This is a genomic window from Pseudomonas sp. P5_152 (assembly GCF_033989915.1).
GTDB lineage: Bacteria > Pseudomonadota > Gammaproteobacteria > Pseudomonadales > Pseudomonadaceae > Aquipseudomonas.
The window spans coordinates 176,484-203,430 of record NZ_JASFAH010000002.1 but is presented as its reverse complement, the minus strand read 5'-3'; the positions used below and the strand labels follow the sequence as shown (position 1 = coordinate 203,430).

Here is a 26,947-nt window from a genome sequence, read left to right as displayed (position 1 = left end):
AGGGAGGGCCCATTGCGGCGGCCCCCAAATCAATGTCGGAGTACGGGCATGCCGAGCCTAAGCGAGGCACCGAGTGGTGGGGCAAGAGCGTTTTGCTTACTTTTGCGCTGTTCAAAAGTGAGCCGCCGTCAGGCGGAACCATAGGAGGCCGTTACCGCAAGAATGGATATGTACTCGGCCTAATCCAACCCCCTGGTCGGCCCACAGCCGCAAGCGGGCGCCCGCGATGGTCGTGAACGCTGACACGTATCTCCTGAATAAATGCGGCGCCCTCAGGTTTTTCGCGAGCGAGCTTGCTCCTACAGAAGCCAAATCCCACAGCTCCCTCTATCCCGGCACCAGGTCCGGGCGGATGTACTCGGGCGACAACACGTTCAACCAGAACAGGATCATGTTGACCATGATAGTCACCACCACCAACAAACCAATGCCCCACACCGCTGCGGCATACAACAACCCGCGGTCCTGATTCAGGCGCATGAACTTGGGCAACCCGATAAACAGCAGGTAGCTGGTGTAGGCCCCGGCGAGCATCAGCGCGCTAATGGCCAGCCAGCGGTTGGGGTACAGCGCGCTGATCCCGGACAGGAAAAACGGGGTCGCCACGTACGCCGCAAAGCCGATGCACTGGTTGAGGTTCGGCCGGGCCTCGAAGGCGCGTGACATCCAGCGGATAAACCCGCCCATCAAGGCAGTGCCCAAGACCATCGCCCCGTACATCAGCAGGCACAGTTGCAAGGCGCTGTTGAAGCTCAGGCGCACGGTTTCATCCTCGGCCAGGCTCCAGCCGACCCAGGTGGTGCCGATGAACAGGCACAGGGTCGGCAACAGCGCCAACAGCAGCAGGTGGGCCAGGTAGTGTCTGGGATGTTGCTCTTCTTCGCTGCGGATCTCGGTCCAGGCAAAGTCCGGATGGGTAAAGAGTCTGACGATATGGGGATTCATGACTGCCTCCAGTCGGCATCAGCCGCAAACGGCCTCTTATAGGTATGGATGCAAGGCAGCAGTCAGGGTTTCAAGTTTTTCGCCTTGTAGCGCTCGTAACCGACCAACAGCGGCTGGGTGCTTAAGCCGTGGAGCAGAATGCTCAAGGCCACCACCGACAGCGTGAAGTGGGTAGACACCGCCGCCACCTGGGCATCGAGCCCGTGGTTGAGGGCGTAGAACAGGTAAAACAGACTGCCGATCCCGCGAATGCCGAACCAGCCCACCAGCAGGCGCTGGCGCATATCGAGCAGCTTGCCCCAGGGCATTAGCAGCACACTCAATGGGCGGATCAGCACGAACAGCGCCAGGGCCACGGGCAGGGAGCGCCAGTCCCAGTGCGTGAGCAACACCACGCCCAGCAGCGTCACCAGGAACACCTCCATGGCGCGTTCGACGATGCTGCCGAATGACAACATGTCGCCCATCATGATACCGGCCGCGACCTGGCCGTCAGCCAACGCTTGCCGATCACCGTGGATCGCGTGTTGTGGCTCGACATGCTGATGCCCGACCAGCGGTTGCACCAGGTGTTCGGCCGGCGTACGGGCGCCGCCGGTCTGACGCACTTCGGCCTGGCGCAAGCCCAGCCCGGCGGCAAACACCGAGAGAAATCCGTAGCCTTCGATCGCCTCGGCCGCCACATAGGCCAGGGCAATCAAGGCCAGGCTCAAGTAGTCGTTGGGGGACAGGGTGCTGTCGTCATTGCGGATACGCATCGACAGGGTCAGGCGGCCCAGCCCACGGCCCATCCAGTAACCGGTCAACAGCCCTGCAGGCACCGCCCAGAGCAGATCGCGCAGCAGCCATTCGGTCAGCCACGCGCTGTCATCGCGCAGCAGTAGCAAGCCGAGAATCACGAACGGGAACGCCACCCCGTCATTGAGCCCCGACTCGCCCGACAGGCCAAAACGCACCCGATCGTAGTCCTTGGCATCGGTGACTTGCACCAGCGACGCCAGGACCGGGTCGGTCGGAGCGAGGATGGCGCCAATCAGCATCGACACCCCCCACGGCAAACCCATCAGGTAATGCAGCAACAGGCACACACCGACGATGGTCAACACCATCACCGGCCCGGCCAGGCCGTAGGCAATGCGCCAGGCGCGGTTGGCCAGTGGCAGGCGCAACTTCAGGCCGCCGACAAACAGCGAAAACAGTACCGCGACTTCACTCAGGTGCTCCAGCCAGAAAGACGCCTGGGCGATCTCCAGCTGCAACAGACCCAGGCCCGAGGGCCCGATGGCGACGCCCAGGATCAGGCACACCGCCGAGGTGGTCACCGGCAGCCAACGCAGATAGGAAGAGGTCAGTGCCAGGGTCAGCAAGACCGCCCCCAGCACTGCCATCCATAGAATGAAATTCATTGCCGCGCCCTCTATCCCCCTGTGACAACAGCAGGGGACGGGGAATTCAGCGTGTTAACCGGGGCTCAAGGCACCAGGTAGGCGAGGATCGGCTCGATCAGCTGCAATCGCGGCGCCGACTGCGCCACGTCAGCTGGCTGACACCAGGGATACTCAAGGCGCTGCAGCCAATCCATCAGAGGCTCCAGGTACTGCGGGGGACACGCCTGCATGTGCTCGATGGTGATGCCCAGGTGGCTGACCTGCGCCGATTCCGCCAGGAACTGCCAGTGGTATTCGCCGCAGCCAACGCGCAGTTCGCCGCTGCTTTTGACCGACATGCCCACCAGCCAGCGGCAGCGGTGCAGGGTAGCCCCGGGGGCGGGTGGTTCGCCGAAGCAGAAGGTGTAGACGTTTTCATACTCCTGGGCGAAGCGCCGGACCAGGATGTCGGCGATCTCGGCCCGGCCCTGGACATGCGGCGGGAAGCTGATCGCGCCAGTCTTGACCTGCATCTGCAGGGTGGCGGCAGGCGTAAAGCAATGACGCAGCAGATCGGGGCGATTGCCGTCCTTGGCCTGCAGGTAGGTTTCTATGGCACGGGAGGGAGTTAGCATGCAGCAAGCGTCCTTGAAGTGGATGATATTCAGCGTAACCGGCTAGCGGCTGCGCAGGGCATTGGGCGACGACAGCGCTGTCAGCCGCCGCACGTTATACAGTTGCAGCACGGCGCCCAGCAACGCCACGCCCGCGGCGCTCCAGGCCAGTGCCCAGCCGGGCATGGCCCATAACAACAGCAGGCCGCCAGCCGCCGCACCGAGGGCACTGCCCAGGTACAGCGCCGATTCATTGAGGGCCACCGCCAGGTCGCCATCGCCGTGGCGTTCCCGGGCGGCGAGCAGTTCGTTGTTCTGCGGAACCTGCAAGGCCCAACCGACGCAGCCCCACAGGGCGATCGGCAACAACGCGAGCCAGGGAGACAGGCCCGCCATCACGGGCAACAGCAACAGCGCTCCGCCGAGGACCAGCATGATGATCAGGGTCAGGATCGGCCCCTGGATACGCTCCAGCAGCGGACCGACCAGGAAACTCCCGGCCACCCCGCCCAGGCCCCAGACCCACAGATAGGGCGTCACGTTGCCAACACTGCCGTAGGCCGGGTCGCTCATGAGTGGCGCGATGAAGGTGTACATGCCCAGGCTGGCCACTGCGGCCAGCAGGGAAACCAGCAAGATGGCCAGCACCTTGCGGTCGCTGAGCAAGGCCAGCTTGCTGCGCAGGGCCACGGTCGGTCCGGCCGGTACCGCCGGCAATAGCTGCTGTAAACCGAGCCATGCACCTGCGCCCAGCAGTGCCACCAGCCACAGCGCGGCCTGCCAGCCGGCAGCTTCGGCCAACAGCAGACTCAGGGGCACCCCGAGCACGGTACCGCTGGCCATGCCGGTCATGATGATCGCGATGGCGCTGCCACGCCGTTCGGGCTCAGACAGCGCTGCACAGACCGTGATCCCAGTCGCCAGGTACACCCCGGCACCGAGCCCGGCCAGCGCCCGGCACAGCATCAGCAGGGCAAAGTCGGCGGTCAACGCACCGCCGACATTGGCCAGCACGAACAGCCCCAGTGCGCCCAACAGGCCAAGGCGCTGGCGATTGCGGGGCAGGAGGGCGACCACCAGCGGTGAGCCGATGCCGTAGGCCAGCGCGAACACGGTCACCAGTTGCGCGGCGATGGCCATCGGCACGCTGAAGGCCTGTTCGAGCATCGGCATCAGGCCGGCCGTGGCGTAGGACGCCATGCCCAGCGCAAAGGCGCCGACGGCAATCAGGTAGACCGAAGTGGGGGTGGGGGTGGGGTTGCGCATGCACATCTTCCTTGTCTGGCACAGTGGAGCAGGGGGGCTGAGCCCGGTGCGGACAATTCTTTAGCAGGCTAATCATTGTTACAATATCTACCGTTTATGCTGTTACTAGGAGTAACCGGATAATGGGTAGAACACTCGAGCGCACCCGCCTGGAGTTGGCGGCGTTCCTGCGCAGTCGCCGTGAACGCGTCACCCCCGAGCAGGCCGGATTGCCCGCCGGTGGACGCCGCAGGACTCCCGGCTTGCGCCGCGAAGAGGTCGCGGCGTTGGCCGGCGTCGGATTGACCTGGTACACCTGACTGGAACAGGGCCGCGAGATCGGCGTTTCACCGGCCTTCCTCGACAATCTGTGTCGCGTCCTGCACCTGGACCCCATGGAGCGTCGGCACCTGTACCTGCTGACCTATCAGCGGGCGCCGGCCGAGCAGGCACAGACCTGGTGCGTGGTGCCCAAGGTCATCCACCGCTTGCTCGCCGACCTGACGCTGCGCCCAGCCTACGTGTTGAACCTGCGCTGGGACGTGCTGGCCTGGAACCCCGCCGGCGAGCAGCTGTTTCACTTTGCCGACAAGCCGGCGGAGCAACGCAACCTGCTGTGGATGCTGTTCACCGATGAACACGTGCGCGCGCTGTTCGACCCGTGGGAAGAACAAGCACTGCAGATGTTGTCGAGCTTTCGCCGGGATTTCGGGCACGGCTCCCGGCAAAGCGATGTCGCAGAATTGGTCAAGGACCTGGAGAAAATCAGCGCCGAGTTCCGTCAGGGCTGGTTTCGCCAGGATCTCCATGGCCCTTGCCAGGGCACTCGACACCTGCAGCTCCCGGACCTGGGCGCGGTGTCGTTTGAGCACACCATGCTGACCATCGACGCTGACCGACACCTGCGCCTGGTGTATTACGCGCCGTGCCATGAGGGTGACGGGCAGCAACGATTCGAGGAATGGTTGCACGATCGTTTGCGCTGAGCCTGGACGCAATGTCCCAGGCCCCACCCAATCCCGTAGCAGCTGCCGAAGGCTGCGTTGGGTTGCGCAGCGACCCCCGGCGGAATCGCCAAACCCAATGAACGTCCTGCGCCCAGGCACGCTTTTTCCTCGCTCGCGACTACATAAAACATCATTTCGCTAATCCCCTGCGCGTCACAGAATGCGCCCAACACCCCCGCACCGTAAGCGCAAACGCAGCACCACGATGATCTGCATCAGAGGCGCCAGCCATGACCGATCTGAACCCTTCCAACTTTCAGAAGTGCACAGACATGACCGTTGAGAAAATCCAAATTGATACGCTTGTTGTGGGTGCCGGTCAGGCCGGCGTGGCCATGAGTGAGCACTTGAGCAAGCTTGGGGTGCCGCACCTGGTGCTGGAGCGCAACCGGATCGCCGAAGCGTGGCGCACCGGGCGCTGGGATTCGCTGGTTGCCAATGGCCCGGCGTGGCACGACCGCTTTCCGGGCCTGGAATTTGCCGGCCTGGACCCGGACGCCTTTGCCGCCAAGGAGCAGGTGGCGGACTACTTCGAAGCCTATGCGAAAAAATTCAATGCACCGATCCGCACCGGGGTCGACGTGCAGAGCGTCGAGCGCAATACCGACCGTCCGGGCTTCACTGTAAACACCAGTGCCGGGCTGATCGAAGCGCGGCATGTGGTGGTCGCCACCGGTCCGTTCCAGCGCCCGGTGATCCCGCCGATTGCACCGGCCATCAGCGGCGTCCAGCAGATCCACTCGGCGCAATACCGCAACCCGCAGCAACTGGCCGCAGGCGCGGTACTGGTGGTGGGCGCCGGCTCCTCGGGGGTGCAGATCGCCGATGAACTGCAGCGCGCCGGCAAGCAGGTGTACCTGTCGGTGGGGGCTCACGACCGGCCGCCGCGTGCCTATCGCAACCGTGATTTCTGCTGGTGGCTGGGGGTGCTGGGCGAATGGGATGCCGAGGCCATGCAGCCGGGCAAGGAGCACGTGACCATTGCCGTGAGTGGGGCCCGCGGGGGTGAAACCATCGACTTTCGTCGGCTCGCCCAGCAGGGCATGACCCTGGTCGGCCTGACTGAATCCTTCAACGGTGGCGTGGTGAACTTCGCTGACAACCTGGCCGACAACATTGCCCGTGGCGACGAGAACTACCTGGCCCTGCTGGATGCAGCAGACGCCTACATCGCCCGCAACGGCCTCGACCTGCCGCTGGAGCCCGAAGCCCGCAACCTGTTGCCCGATCCGGCCTGTGTCAGCCAGCCGATCCTGCAGCTCGACCTGGCCAAGGCCGGGGTCAGCACCATCATCTGGGCCACCGGCTACACGGTCGACTACAGCTGGTTGAAGGTCAACGCCTTCAAGGACAACGGCAAACCCCAGCATCAGCGCGGTGTGTCGAGCGAACCCGGGGTGTATTTCGTTGGTTTGCCGTGGCAGTCCCGGCGCGGCTCCGCGTTCATCTGGGGGGTATGGCACGACGCCAAACACGTCGCCGACCACATCGTCAAACAACACACCTACTTCAACTACCGAGATGCCGCGCAACGCCAGGCCGATGCCGAGCAGGCGTGCGCGGCACCGCTCCAACCAGCCAGCTGCATGGGAGTTCGTTGATGCCTACTCATACCCGCATCCGCATGTTCAACACCAAAGACACCTACCCCAACCAGACGCTGGACAACGACCTGTGCCAGGCCGTGCGCGCCGGCAATACCGTGTACGTGCGGGGCCAGGTCGGCACCGACTTCGATGGGCAACTGGTGGGCCTCGGCGACCCCCGGGCCCAGGCCGAGCAAGCCATGCGCAACGTCAAGCAGTTGCTTGAGGAGGCCGGCAGCGACCTGAGCCATATCGTCAAGACCACCACCTACCTGATCGACCCGCGCTACCGCGAGCCGGTGTACCAGGAAGTCGGCAAATGGCTCAAAGGGGTGTTCCCGATTTCCACTGGCCTGGTGGTCAGCGCCCTTGGCCAGCCGCAGTGGCTGATGGAAATCGATGTGATTGCCGTGATCCCCGAATAAGGAACCGACCATGACCTTTTCCATCGTTGGACGCTGCGCCGAGACCGGCCAGTTGGGCATCGCCATCAGTTCCTCGAGCATCGCCGTCGGTGCTCGTTGCCCTTGGCTGCGGGCCGGTGTCGGCGCGGTGTCGAGCCAGAACATTACCCTGCCGGCCCTCGGCCCGCAGATCCTCGACGGCCTGGCCGCTGGCGCTGCGCCGTCCCAGGCCCTGGACCAGGCCCTGACCCGCAACGGCTACAGCCAGTACCGCCAGGTGGCGGTGGTGGATGCCCAAGGCCGGACTGCCGTGTTCAGCGGCAGCCAAGCCCTGGGCACCCACAACGCTCTGGCCGGTGAGCAGTGCGTGGCCGCTGGCAACCTATTGGCCAACAGCGCGGTGATCGAGGCCATGGTCGCCGCCTTTGAGCACAGCGAAGGCTGCCTTGCCGCCCGCTTACTCAGTGCCTTGCAAGCTGGCCAGGCGGCCGGTGGCGAAGCTGGCACGGTGCATTCGGCAGCACTGTCGGTGGTCGATGACCTGACCTGGCCAATCGTCGACCTGCGGGTTGACTGGGCCGAACACAATCCGATCGATGAGCTGGGCAACTTGTGGCGCGCCTACCAGCCCCAACTGCAGGACTACCTGACCCGCGCCCTCGACCCAACCCTGGCGCCCAGCTATGGAGTGCCTGGTGATGAGTGAGCCGCGCAGCCGCGCCCTGTTGGCCAGGCTGGTAGGGTTCGCCACGGTCAGCCGCGACTCGAACCTGGCACTGATCGAGTTCGTGCGCGACTACCTGCAGGGCCTGGGCGTGGACTGCGAACTGATCTACAACGCCGAACGCAGCAAGGCCAATCTGCTGGCGTCGATGGGCCCGCAGGTGGCCGGTGGCATCGTGTTGTCCGGGCACACCGACGTGGTGCCGGTGGACGGCCAGGCCTGGACGGTCGAGCCGTTCTGTATGAGCGAGGCCGACGGCAAATTGTTCGGGCGCGGTACCGCCGACATGAAAGGCTACCTGGCCTCGGTCCTGGCGGCGGTGCCGCTGTTCCTGGCAAGCGACTTGCGCCGGCCGGTACACCTGGCGTTGTCCTATGACGAGGAAGTCGGCTGCCTGGGCGTGCGTAGTTTGCTCGAGCTGTTGCCCCAGCGGATCCCGGCGCCGGCCTTGTGCCTGATCGGCGAGCCGACCGAGCTCAAGCCGGTGCTCGGCCACAAGGGCAAGTTAGCGATGCGTTGCCATGTGCACGGCGCCGCCTGCCATTCGGCGTACGCCCCCTACGGGGTGAACGCCATCGAGCAAGCCGCACGCCTGATCGGCCGGCTGGGCGAGATCGGTGCCACCCTGGCCGAGCCGGAACTGCAGGACTCACGTTTTGATCCGGCTTATTCCACCGTACAGGTCGGGGTGATCCAGGGCGGCACGGCGTTGAACATCGTGCCGGCCGATTGCCGTTTCGATTTCGAAGTGCGCGCCTTGCCGGACTTCGCCCCGCAGGCGGTGGTCGATGAATTGCAGCACTACGCCAAGACCACGTTGCTGCCGGCGATGCAGGCGATCAAGGCCGAGACGTCGATTCGCTTTGAACAACTCTCGGCCTACCCGGGCCTGGCAACCCCGGCGGACAGCGCCGCCGCGCGCCTGATCGCCCGGCTGTGTGGCAGCGATGCCTTCAGCACCGTGGCCTTCGGCACCGAAGGTGGGTTGTTCGATGCGGCCGGTATCGCGACTGTGGTCTGTGGTCCCGGCAGCATGGAGCAAGGACACAAGCCCGACGAGTTCGTCAGCGTCGAGCAGTTGCACGCCTGTGACCGCCTGATGGATCGACTGGCGGCCTGGCTGAGCGCACCCGAAGAACAATAACAAGGCCCTCCGGCCGCCCATGCGTGTCCCGCCGCCGCCTCAGTGCGTACCGGCATTATCGAGGAACAGATCCATGTCCAGATCCTTGCGTTGCAGCCTTCCGTTTGCCCTGGCCCTGTTGAGCGGTGCAGTGTGCGCCGCGCCCCAGAGCCTCACCGTGATTTCCTTTGGCGGGGCCACCAAGCTGGCCCAGGACAAGGCCTACTTCCAGCCGTTCAACGCCAGCGGTGCCGGCAACATCGTCGCCGGTGAGTACAACGGCGAACTGTCGAAGATCAAGGCCATGGTGGCCGCCGGTCACACCAGTTGGGACGTGGTCGAAGTGGAAAGCCCGGACCTGCTGCGCGGCTGCGAGGAAGGCCTGTTCGAGAAACTCGACCTGAGCGCCCTGGGCGACCCGGCGCAATTTGTCCCGGGGGCACTGACCGAATGCGGGGTTGCCACCTATGTCTGGTCGATGGTCCTGGCCTTTGACCAGGGCAAGCTGGCCAAGGCGCCGCAGAACTGGGCGGACTTCTGGAACGTCAGCGAATTTCCCGGCAAGCGCGGGCTGCGCAAGAGCGCCAAGTACACCCTGGAAATCGCCTTGCTGGCCGATGGGGTGAAAATGGATGAGCTGTACAAGGTCCTGAATACCCCGCAGGGCGTGACCCGGGCCTTTGCCAAACTGGACCAGATCAAATCCAGCATCCAGTGGTGGGAGGCGGGCGCCCAGCCGGCACAGTGGCTGGTGGCCGGTGACGTGGTGATGAGCGCCGCCTACAACGGTCGCATTGCTTCGGCACAGGAGGAGGGCATGAAACTGAGCATCGTCTGGCCACAAAGCCTGTACGACCCGGAATACTGGGCCGTGGTCAAGGGCACCCCGAACAAGGCCCTGGCCGAGAAGTTCATCGCCTTCGCCAGTCAGCCCCAGGCGCAGAAAGTGTTCTCGCAAAACATCCCTTACGGGCCGGTGCACCTGCAGACCCTGGCCTTGCTGCCCAAGTCGGTGCAGGCGCAACTGCCCACCGCCGAGGCCAACCTGGCCGGCGCCGGAGCGGTGAACGCCGAGTTCTGGGTCGACCATGGCGAGGAGCTGGAACAACGCTTCAACGCCTGGGCTGCCCGCTAATCCCCACCTCAACTCCCACAGGCATCTCCAATTCCTGTGGGAGCGGGCGCCCGCTTGCGGCTTGCTCGCGATGGGCATTGACGTTGCACCTGTGGAGAGAGAACCTGCTTGGGTCGTGACCTCTGGGCCTCTGGGGGGTTGGATTAGGCCGAGTACATATCCATTTTTGCGGTAACGGCCACTTATGGTTCCGCCTGACGGCGGCTCACTTTGAACAGCGCAAAAGTAAGCAAAACGCTCTTGCCCCACCACTTGGCACCTCGCTTGGGCTCGGTGTGCCCTCACTCCGGCTTGAATCCGTGGGCCGCCGCCACGCGCCATCCATGGCGCGGGGCGGCTAACCCGGCGTCCTGCCGGGTTACCCACGGCTTCAAGCCTGCGTTCGGCCAGCGTGGTTAACGGGGCGCCCAGTATCAAAAGCCAGAGCCAGATCAAAAGATTGCTGACTTCGTCAGCGTCTTAGGAAGTAGAAGCTACACCGCGCATGCTTTAGCGATCAGGTCGGCTCTAAGGCCGCCTCGCTTTGTTTTTGATCCTGGGCGCCCCGTTAACCACGCTGGCCGTACTTCGATATTGATTTGGGGGGTAAACCGGCAGGACGCCGGTTTAGCCGCACTGGGCCAGGGAGGGCCCATTGCGGCGGCCCCCAAATCAATGTCGGAGTACGGGCATGCCGAGCCTAAGCGAGGCACCGAGTGGTGGGGTAAGAGCGTTTTGCTTACTTTTGCGCTGTTCAAAAGTGAGCCGCCGTCAGGCGGAACCATAGGTGGCCGTTACCGCAAAAATGGATATGTACTCGGCCTAATCCAACCCCCTGGCCGGCCCACAGGTGCAACGTCGCACACACAGTTGTGTAGATACCTATGCCGCGATGGGTCCGGTCTAGCTCACGCACGACAGCTGACGGCAAACCGCATCAATCACGGTTTGCGGCTGTTCACGGTGGGGCACATGCATGCAATCGCTGATCAGCAGCATCTCACTGCTCCCGCCAGTCAGGCCGGCATATCGATGGGCATGTTGGGTCGAACCAAACTCGTCGTCTGCGCCGTGGATCACCAGGTGCGGGCATCCAATCGCCGGCAGTCCTTGCTCGATGGTCCAGTCAGCGTAAGTCGGACTAAGCCAGGTTTGCGTCCAGGCATTCAGCACCCATTGGGCCTTTTCGCCGTGGTATTTGCGCAGACGCTCGATCTGTCCCGGTTGCTCGAACTGCTCTTTAGCAAACTGCACGCCCAGGACAGTGCGTTCCTCGACAAAGGCCTGGGACGACTCGGTCACCAGCGCCAGGCAGTGCTCGGGAAACAACGCGGCGCAGTGGGTGGCCATGGCGCCACCGACGCTATGACCAAAGGCGATAAAACGCTCGATGCCCAGTCCTGCCCGCACGAGCGGCACGTAGCGCTGGGCTTCCTGGCGGATGAAGTCGTTGGACCAATCGCCAGGATGGGGGTCTGAACGACCAAATCCCAAGCGGTCGTAGGCCACGACATTGCGCTGGGTGGCGCCTGCCAGCAGGGCAGGGAAGTCGCGCCACAACGCCACGCAGCCGAGCGAGTCATGGAGCAGGATGATCGGGGCCAGTGGCTGAGCCTGGGCTTGCTTGTTGGGGTACCAGCAGCGTGCGAATACCTGACCGTAGGGCGTGGTCAGCGAAAAGTCTTCGTGGTTGATGGACACCGGCATTGATGATCCTCCTTTTGCCCAACAGGGTGCGGTAGCCTGTTGGCCTGTTGGCCTGTTTAGCCTTTGCTGGCGATCCACGCTGGATGTCTCGCGTAAGTGAGCCGAACGCAGTCTATCCCGGTCTTCCGTGGCAATCACCCCCGAAAATTACGGAGCGCATGTGCATCAAACAGCTATCGAGGCCGTGGTGGCCGCAGACATTCCCCAGGTCCTGGGGTTCGTCCTGGCGGCGCGCTCCGAGCTGTTCCCGAAACTGCGCGAAGCCGGCACGCCGGATGACCTGGCGAATTTTGAGCAGGTTTACCTGCACGGTGCGGGACGCTTCCTGGTGGCCCGTCATGCCGGGCGAATCGTCGCCTCAATCGGCTATCTGCCCTATGATCGGCGCTTTGCGCACATCGATTATCCCGGGCTGAAGGTGGTGGAAGTCGTACGTCTGTTCATCCTCCCGCAGTTTCGCCGCGCGGGCTTGGCCAGCCAGCTGTACCGCGCCTTGGCGGCATCGGCCGTGGAAGCCGGGGTCGAGGTGATCTATCTGCACACCCATCCGTTCTTGCCGGGCGCCATCGACTTCTGGCTCAAGCGCGGTTTCAACGTGATCCAGGTGGATGACGACCCGGTTTGGCAGACCACCCATATGGAATGTCGGTTGCCCACGGACTGAAAGCTCAGCGCTGCAGGATGCTGTTCAATCGCTCGAGCGCACGTGGGGGCAGGGCGCTTGGCAACTCCGGCGGTTGGGCTGCTGGCTCGCCCACCTGGATCAACATCACCATGCCCATTGCCAGGTGCGGGGTGCACTGGATGCCGTAGAGGCCAGGGACCTGAAATACCTGTTCCACTACCTGGTTGATCTTGCCCTGGAATGCCTGCGCGCCGGCCGGCAGCAATTCGCTGACCGAGGCGGCGTTATGACCACTCTGGGCAGGGATGAACCGGACCGTGTCGCCAGGCGCCACCTGCAGGTAGTCCGGCTCATAGACCATGCTGCCCGCAGCGCCTCGGGTGAGCATTTTTACTTCATGGACTTCGGCGTATGCCGTGGGGCACAGCAACACTGCAGCGAGCAGCAAGGAGCGGGAAACACTACGCATGGTGGGCTATCCATAGACGAGTCAGGAGGCGCGTAATCGCAGGATCTGCGTGCCGTCAAAGGGGTCAGTGAGGTAATGCGCGTGGACCCCGAAGGTGTGTAGCAAGCGTTCTGGGGTCAACACTTCAAGCGGTTTGCCAAGGGCGACCAGGCTTCCGCGTTCGAGCACCGCCAACCGATCACAGCCCAGGGCCTGGTTAAGGTCGTGCAGGGCAATCACGGTGGTCACGGGCAATGCGTGAACCACATTCAGAATCGCCAGTTGATGCTGGATATCCAGGTGATTGGTCGGTTCGTCCAGTAACAGGATCTGCGGGCGTTGCGCCAGGGAGCGCGCGATATGCACGCGCTGGCGTTCGCCGCCGGAGAGACTGCGCCAGGTGCGGCTGCTCAGGTGAGCCGCATCGACGTCACGCAGCGCTTGCTCGACGATCGCCGCGTCCGCCGCCGACCACGGACTCAAGGCCGACAGCCAGGGCGTTCGGCCCAAGGCCACCGCATCGAATACGCTGATTGCATCGAGGGTGTCAGCCTGCTGCTCGACCACCGCCAGGGTTTGCGCGATGGTGCGCCGCGACAGGGTCTTGAGGTTTTGGCCGTTGAGATGGATGGCGCCCTGGCTGGGCGCACGCACCCCCGCCAGCAGCTTGAGCAGGGTGGATTTGCCGGAGCCATTGGGCCCGACCAGCCCCAGGGTCTCGCCACGGTGAATGGCCAGGTGAATGTCGTGCAGCAACTGCGCATCGCGAATGGCAAAGCCGATACCGGAACAACTCAATACACAGGGTTGAGAAACAGACACAGCTGCAGTCATCGGGCATTCCTCCTTCCTACCAGGATCAGCGCGAACACCGGCGCCCCGACCAGCGCCGTGACCACGCCGACCGGAATTACCTGGCCCTTGATCAGCGTGCGGGACAGCACATCGGCGGCAATCAGAAACACCGCCCCGCCCAGCGCACTGGCTGGCAGCAGACGGGTATGGCCAGTCCCGAGCAACAGCCTGGCTGCGTGGGGAATCACCAACCCAACAAAACCGATCGAGCCGACAATCGACACCATCACCGCCGTGACCAATGCCGCGCAACTGATCAACAGCAACTGCACCGGACGCACCGCAATGCCGAGGGAGGCCGCGGAGTCGGCGCCAAAGGTGAAGGCATCCAGCGCGCGGCGGTGCCACAGGCACACCGCAAGACCGGCCAGCGCCACCGGCACGGCCAGCCACACGGATGGCCAGCGCACGCCACTGAGATTGCCCAGCAACCAGAACATGATGCCGCGTGCCTGTTCGGAGCTGGCCGACTTGGTGATCAAAAACGCCGTGAGTGCGTTGAACAGTTGTGACCCGGCAATCCCGGCCAGGATGATCTGCCCGGTAGTGCCCGGTGCGCCGCTGGCACGGCCGAGCAAAACCACCACGGCGAAGGCCAGCACGGCGCCGGCAAACGCCCCGGCCGACATTGAGATCGCCCCGGCGCCCAGGCCCAGCAACGCCACCAGCACTGCGCCTGTCGACGCCCCCGCGGAAATCCCCAACAAGTAGGGATCGGCCAATGGGTTGCGCAACAGCGATTGCAGGATCACCCCGCAAGTTGCCAGCCCCGCACCGCACGCCGCCGCCACCAGTGCGCGGGTCAAGCGGTAGTTCCAGACGATGCCTTCGTCGATGGGGTCCAGGGCATAACCGGCGGCCCACAGCTTGTTGGCCAGCACCTGGAACACCACCGTCGGTTCAATGCTGGTTTCGCCGATGGTCACACCGGCAATCAGCGCGAACAGCAGGGTCGCCAGTGCCAATGAGGTGCGCAGTAGCATCGTCGTCATTGCGCCAGTTTGTAGCTGTTGAGGGCGGTAGCCAGGGTTTCAAGGCCGTCGAACATCCGCACGCTGGCCTGCATGGCCATGGCGTCGAGGATAATGATGCGATTGTGCTTCACCGCGTCCATGTTGCGGGTCACTGGGTCGCTGCGCAGGAATTGCAGTTTCTTTTGATAGTCGTCGGCTGGAAAACGGCGACGATCCATGCGCGCGATGACCAGGAAGGTCGGGTTAGCCTTGGCAATGGTTTCCCAGCCGACGCTTGGCCACTCTTCGTCGGACTCCACCACGTTGCGCACGCCCAGGGTATTGAGCATGAAGTCGGGAATGCCCTTGTGCCCGGCGACATAGGGGTCGATATCCAGGCTGGCGCTGGAGAACCAGACCAGTGCGCTGGTGTGCTTCAGGTCTTGGTTCTGCACCGTGGCCACCGACTTGGCCAGGCTGGCCTTGAGTTGCGCGTTCAATTGCTGCGCCCGCTCCTGGACATCAAAAATCTCCCCTAGCTGGCTGATGCTCTTATAGAGACTGTCGACCCGGAACGGCGCCAGGCGAGTACCGTCGGCCCCCACCAGATTGTCCTTGGACTCACAGTCCGAGGGCATCAGGTAGGTCGCAATCTTCAGCTCGTCAAACTGCTCCCGTGTACCCACCACCCCTTGCGGACCTACCATCCACTCCAGCTCGACGGCGACCAACTCCGGGCGCTTGCCGATTACCGACTCGAAACTCGGATCGTTATCGGCCAGGCGTTCGATCCCGGCGTTTTGCGCCTGGTACTGAGGCAACACATCGTTGAACCACAGGGAAGTGCCGACCAGTTTGTCTCCCAGCCCCAGGGCAAAGAGCATTTCGGTCCCGGCCTGGCCAATCGTCACGGCCCGAGCCGGGGCGTGGGCGAAGGTCTGTGTGCTGCCACAGTTTTGCAGCGTCAGCGGGTACTGAGTGGGCGCAGCCTGGGCCAGTGAACAAAGACCCAGGCCCGTGGCGAGGGCGACAACGCGGGGCAGCAGCATGATGCAATCTCCATTTGAACCGTACACGGAGCAGGGGTGTAGGGCCTGGAAACACATCAACGAGCGCTGCCGAAAAGCCGGGCAGGGGTCGATCACCAAAGTGACGCACGCGCAAGGATGCCCCTCCCGGACACCCCGCCGGTTAGTGATTGTTGCGTCGCCGGCAGGTCTCCTGACTGATGCGTCATGGCGTGCTCCAGCCTTCCCGGGTGATCCCAGTGGCAGTTGAGGAGCAGGCTCAGCACCTACAGTTGCGGGGGCAGTTCCGTTTGATGCGTTGCACGCATCACGGATTCCCTATTATTCCCAAGTGGAAACCGGCGGCGGCATGGTAGTCGATTGGGGGGGGGGAGGCGAACCTATGTTCTGTTCACGGGCTACAAAACCCGCGGCGATTCAGAGTGGGGGCGTTGTGGCTTACTTGATCGATGTCAACCACATGGAACGGGCGGCTCTGTAGTCTCTAGAGACCGACATCCCGTGCGCTTGTGGCGTAGCGGGTTGTCTTGACTCTAGGCGAAGCCACCATGATCTATCCGCTTCTTCTGACGCTGCACCTGTTTGCCGCCCTGATCTTTATCGGCACGGTGTTCTTTGAGGTCCTGTTCCTGGAAAACATCCGCAAACAGCTACCCGCCAGGGTCATGCTGCTGGTCGAGCAGGGCATCGGTCGGCGCGCGCGTTCGCTGATGCCGTGGGTGCTGCTGGTGTTATTCAGTGCGGGGCTGGGCATGGTCTGGCTGCGCTACCTGCCAGTCCTTGGCGCACCATGGGCTTCATCGTTCGGCACATTACTGGCCTTGAAAATCGTGGTGGCCGCAAGCGTACTGCTGCACTTCCTGATGGCCATGTTTTTGTTCAAAAGTGGCCGAATGAGCCCGCGATACCTGCGGTTCATACACGCCAGCCTGTTCTGTCACATGATCGTTATCGTGCTGCTGGCCAAGGCTATGTTCTATCTGACCTGGTGATCGGCGTTGACCGGTGGTCTGTCCTTCCAGGACTTTGCTTGTGCTTGACGCAAATCAAGGCGTATTGATCGTCTAACCCCGACACTGTTGATCCGCAGCCAGTCTCGGAGCCCCGTCATGCTCGATATCCTACACAACCCCGGCGAGCTGATCGCCCGCTGCGATCAGGGCGTACTCGATCCCAACTTCAGGTTTGACCAACACTTTTCAGGTTTTCAGCGTCTCGGCCATGCCCCATTCCGGTGGCGTCGGCGGCGTGTGCTGAATGAACTTGACCATTGACGTGATCTGATCCTTGGTCAGCGCATTCGACGTTCCCCAGTTCGGCATGCCCGCCGGCGAACCGTAGGTAATCAATGCCTCGAGAAACGGTTGCCCACGGGACTGGGTGATGTCCGGTGTCAGCGGTTTGCCCGTGGCCCCTTTGCGCAAAACACCGTGGCAGCCGGCGCAACCAGTCAGAGCAAACGTTTTTCTATTGCTGATCAGCACTCCATTTCTCCTCAGGCAAGACCTTTGCGATGTGCTGAAACTGCAGCGCAGAACGCAGGTTCTTAGTGCCGTGCACGGCTATGCCCGAGCAGGCCAATGTTCGCTTGACGACGATCAAGTTTGCCGGCCATCTCACTTGCCAGGTTGTCGCAGGGGCCCGTAGCGTGTTCCTTGAATCCGCTTTTGGAACAGGCAGCCCATGGACCGTACCCAGTCTTGCGAACACCCGATCGAACCGCTTCCAGGTTCTTGCTGGTCTGCTGGGCAGCGCTGGCCACGTTAAGCGTGTGCACGGTGGTGCTGGCACAGATGGGCGCGACGTGGCTGCTGTCGGTGGTCATTTTGCTGGTGGCGGTCGGCAAAGCGTGGTTGATCACCGATGGCTTCATGGAGATGCGCCACGCGCTGCGACTTTGGCGGCGGTTGATGTTGAGCTGGGCGCTGGTGTTGGCGGTGGTTGTGGGGTTGACGCTGGTGTTGGTCGGTTAATTAACCTGAAATAACTCATGCGTGATGTTTGTCGGTCGGGTTCAAGCGCTGGACCTCGGCAAAAATCTCGGTAATGGCTCGTCTTGGCTGTCGCTTGTGCAGTGCTCGTACCTGTGCGCTCAGGCGCAGCAGTTCTTCACTCGGTTTGGCCCATTGTTCCTTCGGCAGCGGCTCGGACCATTGGCGCATCACTTCGGGCATGGCCTGCGGGGCCATTTTCTTAAGGCGGCGGACTTCCCATTCGGTCAGGTGGTTGGGAATCGTCCACAGGGTCATCACGTGGTACAGGTACCAGAAGAAGCCGGACACCCGACCACGTTGGCCGTCACGGATTTGTTGGTGCATGCGCGCTCGGGCGTTGTGGAAGGTGTGCAGGCCTTCGTGGGGCGGGTCGTTGGGGCCTTGCAGGTCTAGCGGGTCCTGGATGGATTTGAGGTCGTGGATTTCGTATTCCATGTAGCCGCGAATCGCTTCCCAGTGGCTGATGGCCAGGGAAAGACCGAAGCAGGGGAATTCGACGCTGGTGAGTGTCTCGCCGTGCTGGAAGCCGATGCCCATGCCGTATTGGCGGTGGATGCCGTATTGGGTGGCGCCTTGGGCTTCGATGACCCAAGCCGAAAGGGATTCCCAGGGGACGAAGACGGGTTCAGTGGCGTCTTCGGGCATGAAGCAGACTTCGCGGCGTTGGCGGTTGAAGCGGGTGGGAATGATGGCGGCGCGTTTGTTGTGATAGTGGAGCCAAGTGAAGAAGAGGATGGCTAGAGCAGAGAAGCCGGTTATCAGGGCTATTCCATAGGCCTCATTGAAAATCCCTTTTATGGCATGAGAAACATCGTCCCAACCCATCCCGAACAAAAAAAACATGAAGCCGCCAAATAGAGGTATCAAAAATGCGATTGAGAAGGCAACGCTGAATGGTCCACCTAATACGACCTGCCATGAAAATACCTGCGGTGAACCTAACCCGAAGTCCATGTACACCTCATTTAGCTCACCGATATGCGGACCGAGCGGCGGCATCGCTGTCGGCAGTGGCAACGGCGCGAGATAAGTGATTTTCCCACTGGGAAACGGCTCCACATCTCCGGCTTTTCGGGATTGCTCAAGGTGCGGGGAAGGCAGAGGCGTATCAATCTTGGTGGGCATGGTCGGCCAACTCCAGCAGATGGGTTTCAACCAATAACAGCGGTGGATGCTCGGTAACGGATCGACGGGGCAACGCAGGAAAATGGTCCCTACCGCGCGGGTTGAGGTGAATAACGTCAGTCAGCGATTCCCACACCCCCTTGGCGTTCAAGGTCTGTATGCAGACGGCCAGCTCCAGTGTTTCGGACGCAGGGGTAAATTCAGCATCAAGGTCCTGCGGGTATTGCAGGCATAAAACCAACCGATCAGGTCCTGTTTGCACAATGCGCAGGCTGTTTGCGACTTCCTCTCTGATGATGTCCTTGCGCTCTCGGGGTGCGCCGCGACTGTGGAGAGGAATGGCAATGCGGTGGGCGCCGATCCCCAGGCGATGAGTCGCTTTGCCACTTCGGATCAGTTCCGGGTGTTTTTCCTGATAGTCGAGCAGGGTTTTACGGCTGTAGCAGTTCATGCGCGACGTTTGTCCGTCGGATTCAAGCGCTGCACTTCAGAAAAGATCTCGGTGATCGGGCGTCGCGGTTGACGTTTATGCAGTTGCCGGACCTGTTCGCTCATTCGAACCAGTTCTTCGCTCGGCTTGGCCCAATGTTCTTTCGGTAACGGCTCGGACCATTGGCGCATCACTTCGGGCATGGCCTGCGGGGCCATTTTCTTAAGGCGGCGGACCTCCCATTCGGTCAGGTGGTTGGGAATCGTCCACAGCGTCATCACGTGGTACAGGTACCAGAAGAAGCCGGACATTCGACCACGTTGGCCGTCACGGATTTGTTGGTGCATGCGCGCTCGGGCGTTGTGGAAGGTGTGCAGGCCTTCGTAGGGCGGGTCGTCAGGGCCTTGCAGGTCGAGCGGGACTTGAATGGATTTGAGGTCGTGGATTTCGTATTCCATGTAGCCGCGGATGGCTTCCCAGTGGCTGATGGCCAGGGACAGACCGAAGCAGGGGAATTCAACGCTGGTGAGGGTCTCGCCGTGCTGGAAGCCGATACCCATGCCGTATTGGCGGTGGATGCCGTATTGGGTGGCGCCCTGGGCTTCGATGACCCAGGCGGAGAGGGATTCCCAGGGGACGAAGACGGGCTCGGTGGCGTCTTCGGGCATGAAGCAGACTTCGCGGCGTTGGCGGTTGAAGCGGGTGGGGATGATGGCGGCGCGTTTGTTGTGGGTGTGGCGCCAAGTGCAAAGGAGGATGGCCAAGGCAGAGAAGCCGGTTATCAGGGCTAGTCCGTAGGTTTCATGGAAGATCCCCTCTATGGCGTGAGAAATATCGTCCCACCCCATGCCGAACAAAAAAAACATGAAGCCGCCGATTAGTGGAAATAGAAATGCAATCGAGAAGGCACCGCTGAATGGTCCGCCTAATATGAGCTGCCATGAAAACACCTGGGGCGATCCCAAGCCAAAGTCCATGTACACGTCATTCATTTCCCCGATATGCGGACCGTGCGGTGGTAGCGCTGTCGGCAATGGCAGAGGCGCGAGATAAGTGATTCTCCCACTGGGAAACGGCTCGACATCGCCGGCATTTCGGGATTGCGCAAGGTGCAAGGTCGGCACGAGGCTATCAATCTTGGTGGGCATGGTCGGCCAGCTCCAGCAGATGGGTTTCAACCAGCAACAACGGTGGATGCTCGTTAACGGATTGACGGGGCAACGAAGGGAGATGGCCCTTACCGCGCGGATTGAGGTGAATAACGTCAGTCAGCGACTCCCACACACCCTTGGCGTTCAAGGTCTGTATGCAGACCGCCAGCTCCAACGTTTCGGACGCCGGGGTAAATTCAGCATCAGGGTCCAGCGGGTATTGCAGGCATAACACCAACCGATCGGGTCCTGCTTGCACGATGCGCAGGCTGTTCACCACTTCTTCGCTGATGACGTCCTTACGCTCTCGCGGTGCGCCACGACTGTGGAGGGGGATGGCAATACGGTGGGCGCCGATCCCCAGGCGATGAGCCGGTTGTCCACTCAACGGTGGCTGGAAATCACTGAGTTTGAGCCTTGGCAGCACCAGGTGAATGTCCCTGGGCTTGGCCTTTAACAGCAGGTTTTTCAGCCACGAGTCATGCTCATTCGGGCCAAGTTGCGCGTACGGGGCGTTCAGCAAATAGGCCAGATAACGCTGATATTCATCCAGCGTATGGTTTCCGCGTGTCTCGGTGTCCAGGCTCCACGGCGTGGTTTTCAGCCATTTATCATGGGCACTGATGTTGTAGCGGTTGTACAGCCAGGTGCCACCCAGTTCCAGCACGGTGAACAGGGCGCCGGCCAGGTTGAAGCGGAAAAACACGGTTGAGAGACGGGTACCCGCAGCGGCCCACGCGGCCGTTCTTGCAGCCGTGTTTTTTGCGATCAACACGTTAAACGCAGCACGACCGGTGTGACTCAAACCATAGGCATTGACGGTCGTCATGCCGGCCGCCCCCGCTGTCGCGAGCGCTGCACTATTCTGTGCTGCCGCATTCCCGCTACGTGTCGCCTGCTGCCAGTTCTGGTGGTGGTGGATGAGGCTGACCATTGAAGAGGCAAAACCAAAAAGGTAGGTAAAGAAACCCAAGCCAACATGCATCTTGCCCATCTGCACATGCACATTCTGCAAGGCTTGGTGTTGAAGACCCGCGACGAGTGCAGCGCTGCGTGCCTTCAACGCGGTATCAGCCAGACTCTGCGCCGCAGTAAATCCCGCAGCTCCGGTAGCCGCCAGCGCATTGGCCAAGGGAGCCCATGTTCGCTTGTTCCTGGATTGGTTGGTCAGTTCCCTTATAACCGAAACCAAATTCACCCCCTGCACCAAAAACACCAACAACCCCATCCCTTCGCTTCGAATCAACTTCCCATTCGGCACGCCTTGAACCCCCAACCGAATATCCTTCAACAAACTCCGCACCTCCAGCTGCTGCGCCGGCGGAAACACTACTGTCACCCCTGCCCGAGCCGGCGTCGCGCCATACAGCCGAACCGACTGATCCGGCAGTTCCGCAATCGGGCTCAGCGCCCCGGCCAATCGGCCTTCAAGTTGCGTCAACTGCCCGCGCACCCGCACGATCTCGCCCTGCAACTCCACCGCCCGTGGCGTCTTGTGCCCCTGGCGGTTTTTGTTGTGCGTGATCTGGTTGCGTTCGCGGGTCAGGGTTTTCAGGTAGTCGCGTTCGCTGAGCAGTTCCTTGAGGTTGGTTTGCAGCGCCGCGTGTTCCGCCGGACTGGCAACGGTAAAGGTTACGCCGGTGGTTTTCGCCGCATCGAGGATCCGTACATGCAGGGCTTTGGGCAGACGACTGAACAGTTCGTCGAGGTCGGGGATTTTTTCGCCCGACAAGTCAAAGCCTTCCAGCGCCCGGCTCAAGCCCAGGTTCAGCGCCGGGCTAAGACTGTGCTGCGCCGCATCCGCGACGGCGCGGGTGTGTTCGGGCAGATCGTCGAGCGCCGGCAGGTGCGGCTGTTCGATTTTCTGCAGCTCGCCCAACCAGTGCGGCAGGTTGTTGAACACCCCCATGCCGGCGTTGAACAATGTGGTGTATTGCGCGGCCCGTTCTGGCTGAAGACGCAGCGGCAAGGTGTAGAACAGTGGCCGGGTCAGTTCCGGGTGTTTCTCCAGATAACCGAGGAGAATTTCGCTGGCGTGATCGCTGCGGCAGATGTCCTTGAGGCAGGCGTATTCGGCGGTGAACGCCTGGTGGAGTTGCTGTTGATCCTGCGCGTCGTAATACCAGGCCGAACGATGGAAGTGACCGGCGCCCACCAGCATGGTGCGGTCAGCGGTGATGCGCTCGAGCAGGCGGTTCCAGCGCCCGAGGTTGTCGCGGTGCTGAAACAGCGCAGCGTCCATGGCGGGGCGGTCGATGAAATCGTTGACCCCGCGTTTGCCACTGAAGCTGGAGCCTTCGAGCACATCGATGATGCGTTTGTTTTGCTCCTTGCCGAGCTTGATCAGGGTTTTGAGGTGCTGCCCAACGAAGTCGGTGGGGGCCCTCGCAAAGTGCTGGCGGGTGTAGTAACTGCGGTCCGCGTCGTCAATGGCGCGCCGGTGTGCAGTGATGTCTGGATTGCCCCCCTGATACTTGAGCATCTCCTGAACTTCGGCCTGGGCTTCCTTGCGCAGCTGCACCAGCTCCGGGGGGGCTGGCACGTCGACAGGCTCGACCTTGCCGCCCTTGTTCAGGTAATCCAGCAAGGCTTTGCGGGTCTGCTCCCGATCCGGCTCGGGCAACTGTTCCAGATCGCCAAAAAGTGCCTGGACTCGCGGATCGTCGCTGGCGTCGGCCAGATTGCCGACATCCGCAGGACTGAGCTGGCTCAAGGATTCGATGTAACAGGCCAGCAGGTAATCGCGTTCGTTATGGTCGGCATTACTCCAGTCGTCGACCCAGCCGACCACGGTGTCCTGATACTCGGCCAGATCGCGCAATACGCCGAGGTCGTCCTGCACCACGAGGAACAAGGTGTCGTCCTGATAGGCCGGGCGCACCCGCCCGAGAAACTCGCCAATGTGCGCCTCGCGAAAGCGCCGCGGCTGCTCCCATAAATAGGGTTCACGTTCGTGCGCGGGGGCATCGCTAACGTGCACCGTCGGCAATAGAACGGCGTCCGGCGGCGACTCGGCTTCCTGTTCCGCGCGGTCTTGGGCGGCTTGCGCCTGCCGGACCGGATCGGTCGCAATCTCCGCCAGCCACTGCTTGCCTTGCGCGACCGTCAGCAGATGCTCGCCACCGGTTTGGCAATGCACCGGGCCGAGATCGACGGCCTGCATGAAGTGTTCGCGCTCCTCGCGGCTGTCGAGCACTTGCGTGCATTTGGCCGCCGTCCACTGCACTTCGGCGAAGGTCACATGCAGGGTGCTGCGCCTTGAAAACACCAGTGCAGGACGCTCTTCGATGGGCGTGCGCTGATCGCCTGCCACCTTGGTGCCCTTGTGCAGCAAGGCGCTGACCAGTCCGTTGAGGACCTGATATTCGTGCAGGTGACCGGTCACGCTGTCGATGACGTACAACCAGCCATCGCGTAGTAAACGGATGCCCAGCGGGCGGGTCGTCAGGGCATAGGGCAGCTTCAGTTCGGCACTCGGGTCGAGGGGCTTTTCCACCAGTCCGTAACGCAAGGGCATCAGTTGCACGTGGGTTTGGCGCAGAGGGCAGGCACCGGGGGAGCCGATGGCGGTTTTCGAAGCGGCGGCCGCAGCAAGGTTCGCAGGGTGACTCATGGGCGTACTCCTTGGCTGGCCCAGCGCTGAGCCAGATCAGCGGCCAGCGCCACGCGCTCGCCAGGGGGTTGCAGTGAGGGTGTGTGGAGCAAATGGGCGATAGATGGATGTTGTTCGAGCGCTGTGCCGTCCAGCCAGGCCATGACGTTGGCGTAGTGGAAAAGTTCGGATTGGCTGCTCAAGCCCAAGGCGCCAGCCTCGGCCTCCAGCTGTTCGAGCATGGGCCAACGCTGGGCCACGGTTTCGCCGCCAAGGCGATCGGGGAAGTATTTGAGCAAATGGGCATCGAGCTCGAGCAACGCGCGGCGCCGATCAACCCGGTCCAACGCTGCATTCAGTTCAGGGCTCAGGCGATAGGGCGTGGTCAGCTCCGGGCAGTCGGGCAGTCGCGGTTGATGACGCTGCCAATCGGTGCTGACGCTGTCGGCCATCACCACGCAGACAATGGGACCGAACAAACGCTGATCGCCGCTACCGAACAACGCCTGCGCCACTGCCGCATCGGCCAAACGCAGGACCACCGGCAGACCTTCGGGCAATTCAACTGTCAGCAGTTTGCGCAAGTGCTGAGCGACGGCTTGTGCCGAGTCCGGGCTGAACAACAGCACGCCCGACTCCTCGTGTGCGTGCTCCAGATAAAACTGAACGAGTGGCTCGTCAGGTTGTTGAACGGCCACCAACAGCGGTGAGATATCCCGCAGCGCAGTAAACGACGGGCAGTCATACAGCGCGACGGTGGTAGCGCCGGGACTCAGTTGTTTCAAGCGTTCCGGCAAATCGCCCAAGGTCGTACCGTCCAGCAACAGGAAAGCCTGTTGCTCGCTCCAGGGCAGGTCTTCAGGCAGTGAGGTCAAAAGCTTCATGCTTGAGCGGCCTCGCATATCAGGCAGCGCGAGGCGCGGTTTGAAATCAACGCATGGCGTTGCTGGACCGCATCGAAGGTCACTTTCAGCAGGGGCAAGGCGCCCGGCATCAGGGGCTCGGCAGGTCGACCCACGGCCGGGGCGCCGCCCTGTAGAATCGGCACGCTGCTGAAAATGCCTTCCGGCCCCAGCGTCAGCCATTGGCCGCCAGCCTGGAGTGACAGGCGCACTCCGCCATCGATGACGACTTGCTGCCCGGCGCTCAGGTGAATGTGCTGGGTGGCATTGAGCAGGTGATTGGTGGTTCGGACGTGGCGGTCGCCGTAAACCAACAGATGATCGTCCTGCTTGAGTTCCGTCAGGCGGTTGCCGTGGGTGAGGTGATGTTCTTCACCGCGCAGGTCGTGGCTGGCGGTGCCGCCGATGATCACGGTTCGCTGGTTGTCGACTTGAATGCGTTCGTCGTTGAGCACGTGCTGGACGAAATCGCGCTGGGCACGCAGGGCAATTTCCTCGGCGCCTTGCCTGTCCTCGATGCGCAACTCATTGTAACCGCCACCGCCGGGGCTGCTTTGGCTACGGAAAATGCTGCGGGTGTGCTCTGCCGGCAGATCCAGTGGCACGGGGGTTGAGGCGTTGGGCATACAGCCAAGGACGAAGGGTTTGTCGGGGTCGCCGTCGGTGAATCCCACCAGGACTTCCATGCCGACCCGCGGGATCAGCACGCTGCCATAGCGGTCATGGGCCCAACCGGTAGCGACCCGCAGCCAGCAGCTCAATTGTTCGTTGTGTTGACCCTCGCGATCCCACGGCAGTTGAACCTTGACCCGACCGTATTCGTCGCAGTAGATCTCTTCGCCGGGCGGGCCTGTGACGATGGCATGCTGGTTACCCGTTATTCGCGGTTTGGCGTGTTCAAGAGCCGGTCTGAACGGGACGTCCCAAGGTGTCGCGACGAAGTGGTTACGATAGCCCTGACTGAAACCGTCCTGCGGACTGGCATCGATGATCGACTCCTCAAGCACTTGGGGTTGCAGGCCAACATGCTCGACTTCAGTCAGAAGCCACAGGCCATTCCAGTCAGTGCGGGGGTGTTCGGATATGTCGACGAAATGGCCACAGCGCATGGCGCTCTGATCACCGCGCCCTTCGGCTTGCCGGTAATCGGCGCGGTGGCGTTCCAGTGCCCGATTGGACAGATGTTTACCGCGCTCACGATGGGTGAACTGCCCTGGGAAACCATAATCCTCAAGGTGCGGCAGCAGCGGGGCTTTGGCCTCGCTGTCGAGCTCCAGACGCGGTTTCTCGAAGTCGTAATCACGCCGGCTGACGTGGGTCGGGCGGGTTTCCAGTCGCAGCTTGAAACGGTCGATCACCGGCGCTTCGGCGACCATGCCACTGCCTGGCATGTACGCGGTTGACTGGGAGGGTTTCGAGAAGCTGGTTTGATCGTCGCCGAACACCAGCACATGGCCGTCAGGGCTGTGCTCGAAATGAAAGTGCAGACCTTCTTCCTCGCACAACCTTTGCAGGAAATGCAGGTCGGCCTCGTACTGCACGCAATAGAGCCGTGGCCGGTACTCGGCGCTTAGCTGGAAGCGCCAGGTATCGGGCTGCATTCCCTGGTCTTTCAGCACGCTGGCGATGATCTGCGGCACGCTCAAGTGCTGAAAAATACGCTGATTGTGGCAGTGGGTGAGGTAGGCGAGTCGGGGCACCAACGTCATCTGATAGCGGGTCAGGCGCTTGCCTGAATCGCCTTGGGCGATTTGATAGACCTGCCCGTGAAGGCCGGAGTTATCAGGACCCAAGCGCAGAAAAGCTGGGCGATGCAGCAGAGACTCGAGGTCCAGGTCCGGGCGTTCGCTGACCAGTTCGAGTTTGACTGCATAGGGTTGGTTGAGCCTCTCCTTGGTGCGGAATTCGAGTACCTGAAGATCGTGGGGAAAACCTTCAATGTCGAGTTTGAAAACGACCTGCTTGGCATCGCTTTGCATCCACATGTCCCTGTGTCTATTTTTAGGCA

Annotated in this window: 25 protein-coding genes, 1 pseudogene and 1 riboswitch; of the genes and pseudogenes, 10 read left to right on the top strand and 16 right to left on the bottom strand. The window is 62.1% G+C overall.

Annotated elements, in window-relative coordinates:
- Positions 1 to 327: 327 nt before the first annotated feature.
- From QMK50_RS00820 to QMK50_RS00805, 4 genes are all read right to left on the bottom strand, one after another.
- The gene (locus QMK50_RS00820) at positions 328 to 945 is read right to left on the bottom strand and encodes a Yip1 family protein (RefSeq protein ID WP_320332226.1); all 618 of its coding nucleotides are present in this window, start codon (positions 943 to 945) and stop codon (positions 328 to 330) included.
- A 62-nt stretch (positions 946 to 1,007) separates the two neighbouring features.
- Complete coding sequence (locus QMK50_RS00815; protein WP_320332225.1) at positions 1,008 to 2,351, bottom strand: sodium:proton antiporter; 1,344 nt, start codon at positions 2,349 to 2,351, stop codon at positions 1,008 to 1,010.
- Between the two features lie 65 nt (positions 2,352 to 2,416).
- The gene (locus tag QMK50_RS00810) at positions 2,417 to 2,947 is read right to left on the bottom strand and encodes a hypothetical protein (RefSeq protein ID WP_320332224.1); all 531 of its coding nucleotides are present in this window, start codon (positions 2,945 to 2,947) and stop codon (positions 2,417 to 2,419) included.
- 42 nt (positions 2,948 to 2,989) lie between these two features.
- A complete protein-coding gene (locus QMK50_RS00805) occupies positions 2,990 to 4,192 on the bottom strand; it encodes an MFS transporter (protein ID WP_320332223.1) in 1,203 nt (400 codons plus the stop codon).
- A 122-nt stretch (positions 4,193 to 4,314) separates the two neighbouring features.
- Between QMK50_RS00805 and QMK50_RS27305 the strand changes: the two genes are divergently transcribed.
- The 7 genes from QMK50_RS27305 to QMK50_RS00775 all read left to right on the top strand — a co-directional run bounded on the left by QMK50_RS27305 (position 4,315) and on the right by QMK50_RS00775 (position 10,150).
- Entirely contained in the window at positions 4,315 to 4,491 is a 177-nt protein-coding gene (locus QMK50_RS27305) for a hypothetical protein (RefSeq protein ID WP_413787286.1), read from the top strand.
- Complete coding sequence (locus tag QMK50_RS00800) at positions 4,492 to 5,157, top strand: XRE family transcriptional regulator (RefSeq protein ID WP_413787316.1); 666 nt, start codon at positions 4,492 to 4,494, stop codon at positions 5,155 to 5,157.
- 251 nt (positions 5,158 to 5,408) lie between these two features.
- Positions 5,409 to 6,779, top strand: a complete 1,371-nt coding sequence (locus QMK50_RS00795) for an NAD(P)/FAD-dependent oxidoreductase (protein WP_320332222.1) — start codon at positions 5,409 to 5,411, stop codon at positions 6,777 to 6,779.
- A complete protein-coding gene (locus QMK50_RS00790) occupies positions 6,779 to 7,189 on the top strand; it encodes a RidA family protein (RefSeq protein WP_003182257.1) in 411 nt (136 codons plus the stop codon). The genes QMK50_RS00795 and QMK50_RS00790 overlap by 1 nt, the downstream gene beginning before the upstream one ends.
- Before the next feature lie 10 nt (positions 7,190 to 7,199).
- Complete coding sequence (locus QMK50_RS00785) at positions 7,200 to 7,874, top strand: DUF1028 domain-containing protein (protein ID WP_320332221.1); 675 nt, start codon at positions 7,200 to 7,202, stop codon at positions 7,872 to 7,874.
- Positions 7,867 to 9,036, top strand: a complete 1,170-nt coding sequence (gene argE, locus QMK50_RS00780) for an acetylornithine deacetylase (protein ID WP_320332220.1) — start codon at positions 7,867 to 7,869, stop codon at positions 9,034 to 9,036. Before QMK50_RS00785 ends, argE begins: the two co-directional genes overlap by 8 nt.
- A 73-nt stretch (positions 9,037 to 9,109) precedes the next feature.
- Positions 9,110 to 10,150 (top strand): ABC transporter substrate-binding protein, encoded by a 1,041-nt coding sequence (locus tag QMK50_RS00775; protein WP_095171876.1) that lies wholly within the window; start codon positions 9,110 to 9,112, stop codon positions 10,148 to 10,150.
- Between the two features lie 882 nt (positions 10,151 to 11,032).
- Here the strand turns inward: QMK50_RS00775 and QMK50_RS00770 are convergent.
- On the bottom strand, positions 11,033 to 11,836 hold the full coding sequence (locus QMK50_RS00770; protein WP_320332219.1) for an alpha/beta hydrolase: 804 nt from the start codon (positions 11,834 to 11,836) through the stop codon (positions 11,033 to 11,035).
- A gap of 160 nt (positions 11,837 to 11,996) precedes the next feature.
- Here QMK50_RS00770 and QMK50_RS00765 point away from each other — a divergent pair, with 160 nt between their 5' ends.
- The gene (locus QMK50_RS00765; RefSeq protein WP_320332218.1) at positions 11,997 to 12,500 is read left to right on the top strand and encodes a GNAT family N-acetyltransferase; all 504 of its coding nucleotides are present in this window, start codon (positions 11,997 to 11,999) and stop codon (positions 12,498 to 12,500) included.
- 4 nt (positions 12,501 to 12,504) lie between these two features.
- Here QMK50_RS00765 and QMK50_RS00760 read toward each other — a convergent pair whose 3' ends face one another.
- From QMK50_RS00760 to QMK50_RS00745, 4 genes are read right to left on the bottom strand one after another with little or no spacing between them, the layout of a single operon-like run.
- Positions 12,505 to 12,930, bottom strand: a complete 426-nt coding sequence (locus QMK50_RS00760; RefSeq protein ID WP_159996073.1) for a pseudoazurin — start codon at positions 12,928 to 12,930, stop codon at positions 12,505 to 12,507.
- A 21-nt stretch (positions 12,931 to 12,951) separates the two neighbouring features.
- Positions 12,952 to 13,743: an ABC transporter ATP-binding protein gene (locus tag QMK50_RS00755; protein ID WP_159996071.1), complete on the bottom strand. Its 792-nt coding sequence runs from the start codon at positions 13,741 to 13,743 to the stop codon at positions 12,952 to 12,954.
- Positions 13,740 to 14,756, bottom strand: a complete 1,017-nt coding sequence (locus QMK50_RS00750) for an iron ABC transporter permease (RefSeq protein ID WP_320332217.1) — start codon at positions 14,754 to 14,756, stop codon at positions 13,740 to 13,742. Before QMK50_RS00750 ends, QMK50_RS00755 begins: the two co-directional genes overlap by 4 nt.
- Complete coding sequence (locus QMK50_RS00745; protein ID WP_320332216.1) at positions 14,753 to 15,766, bottom strand: ABC transporter substrate-binding protein; 1,014 nt, start codon at positions 15,764 to 15,766, stop codon at positions 14,753 to 14,755. Before QMK50_RS00745 ends, QMK50_RS00750 begins: the two co-directional genes overlap by 4 nt.
- A gap of 144 nt (positions 15,767 to 15,910) precedes the next feature.
- Positions 15,911 to 16,103: riboswitch (cobalamin riboswitch) on the bottom strand.
- A 190-nt stretch (positions 16,104 to 16,293) separates the two neighbouring features.
- Between QMK50_RS00745 and QMK50_RS00740 the strand changes: the two genes are divergently transcribed.
- Positions 16,294 to 16,737 (top strand): hypothetical protein, encoded by a 444-nt coding sequence (locus QMK50_RS00740; protein WP_320332215.1) that lies wholly within the window; start codon positions 16,294 to 16,296, stop codon positions 16,735 to 16,737.
- A 210-nt stretch (positions 16,738 to 16,947) separates the two neighbouring features.
- Here the strand turns inward: QMK50_RS00740 and QMK50_RS00735 are convergent.
- A pseudogene (locus QMK50_RS00735) lies at positions 16,948 to 17,244 on the bottom strand (c-type cytochrome); the annotation flags it as partial.
- A gap of 201 nt (positions 17,245 to 17,445) precedes the next feature.
- Here QMK50_RS00735 and QMK50_RS00730 point away from each other — a divergent pair.
- On the top strand, positions 17,446 to 17,718 hold the full coding sequence (locus QMK50_RS00730) for a cytochrome C oxidase subunit IV family protein (RefSeq protein WP_320334479.1): 273 nt from the start codon (positions 17,446 to 17,448) through the stop codon (positions 17,716 to 17,718).
- 15 nt (positions 17,719 to 17,733) lie between these two features.
- On the opposite strand, the gene QMK50_RS00725 is transcribed toward QMK50_RS00730, so the two are convergent.
- From QMK50_RS00725 to QMK50_RS00700, 6 genes are read right to left on the bottom strand one after another with little or no spacing between them, the layout of a single operon-like run.
- Positions 17,734 to 18,864, bottom strand: a complete 1,131-nt coding sequence (locus QMK50_RS00725) for a hypothetical protein (protein ID WP_320332214.1) — start codon at positions 18,862 to 18,864, stop codon at positions 17,734 to 17,736.
- Positions 18,848 to 19,315 (bottom strand): hypothetical protein, encoded by a 468-nt coding sequence (locus QMK50_RS00720; RefSeq protein ID WP_320332213.1) that lies wholly within the window; start codon positions 19,313 to 19,315, stop codon positions 18,848 to 18,850. Before QMK50_RS00720 ends, QMK50_RS00725 begins: the two co-directional genes overlap by 17 nt.
- Positions 19,312 to 20,442: a hypothetical protein gene (locus QMK50_RS00715; RefSeq protein WP_320332212.1), complete on the bottom strand. Its 1,131-nt coding sequence runs from the start codon at positions 20,440 to 20,442 to the stop codon at positions 19,312 to 19,314. The genes QMK50_RS00720 and QMK50_RS00715 overlap by 4 nt, the downstream gene beginning before the upstream one ends.
- Positions 20,426 to 24,058 carry a toxin VasX gene (locus QMK50_RS00710; protein ID WP_320332211.1) on the bottom strand — a complete coding sequence of 1,211 codons (3,633 nt, stop codon included), beginning with the start codon at positions 24,056 to 24,058 and terminating at the stop codon, positions 20,426 to 20,428. Before QMK50_RS00710 ends, QMK50_RS00715 begins: the two co-directional genes overlap by 17 nt.
- Positions 24,055 to 24,921 (bottom strand): DUF4123 domain-containing protein, encoded by an 867-nt coding sequence (locus QMK50_RS00705; RefSeq protein WP_320332210.1) that lies wholly within the window; start codon positions 24,919 to 24,921, stop codon positions 24,055 to 24,057. The genes QMK50_RS00710 and QMK50_RS00705 overlap by 4 nt, the downstream gene beginning before the upstream one ends.
- Positions 24,918 to 26,918, bottom strand: a complete 2,001-nt coding sequence (locus QMK50_RS00700) for a type VI secretion system tip protein VgrG (RefSeq protein WP_320332209.1) — start codon at positions 26,916 to 26,918, stop codon at positions 24,918 to 24,920. The genes QMK50_RS00705 and QMK50_RS00700 overlap by 4 nt, the downstream gene beginning before the upstream one ends.
- Between the last annotated feature and the right edge of the window lie 29 nt (positions 26,919 to 26,947).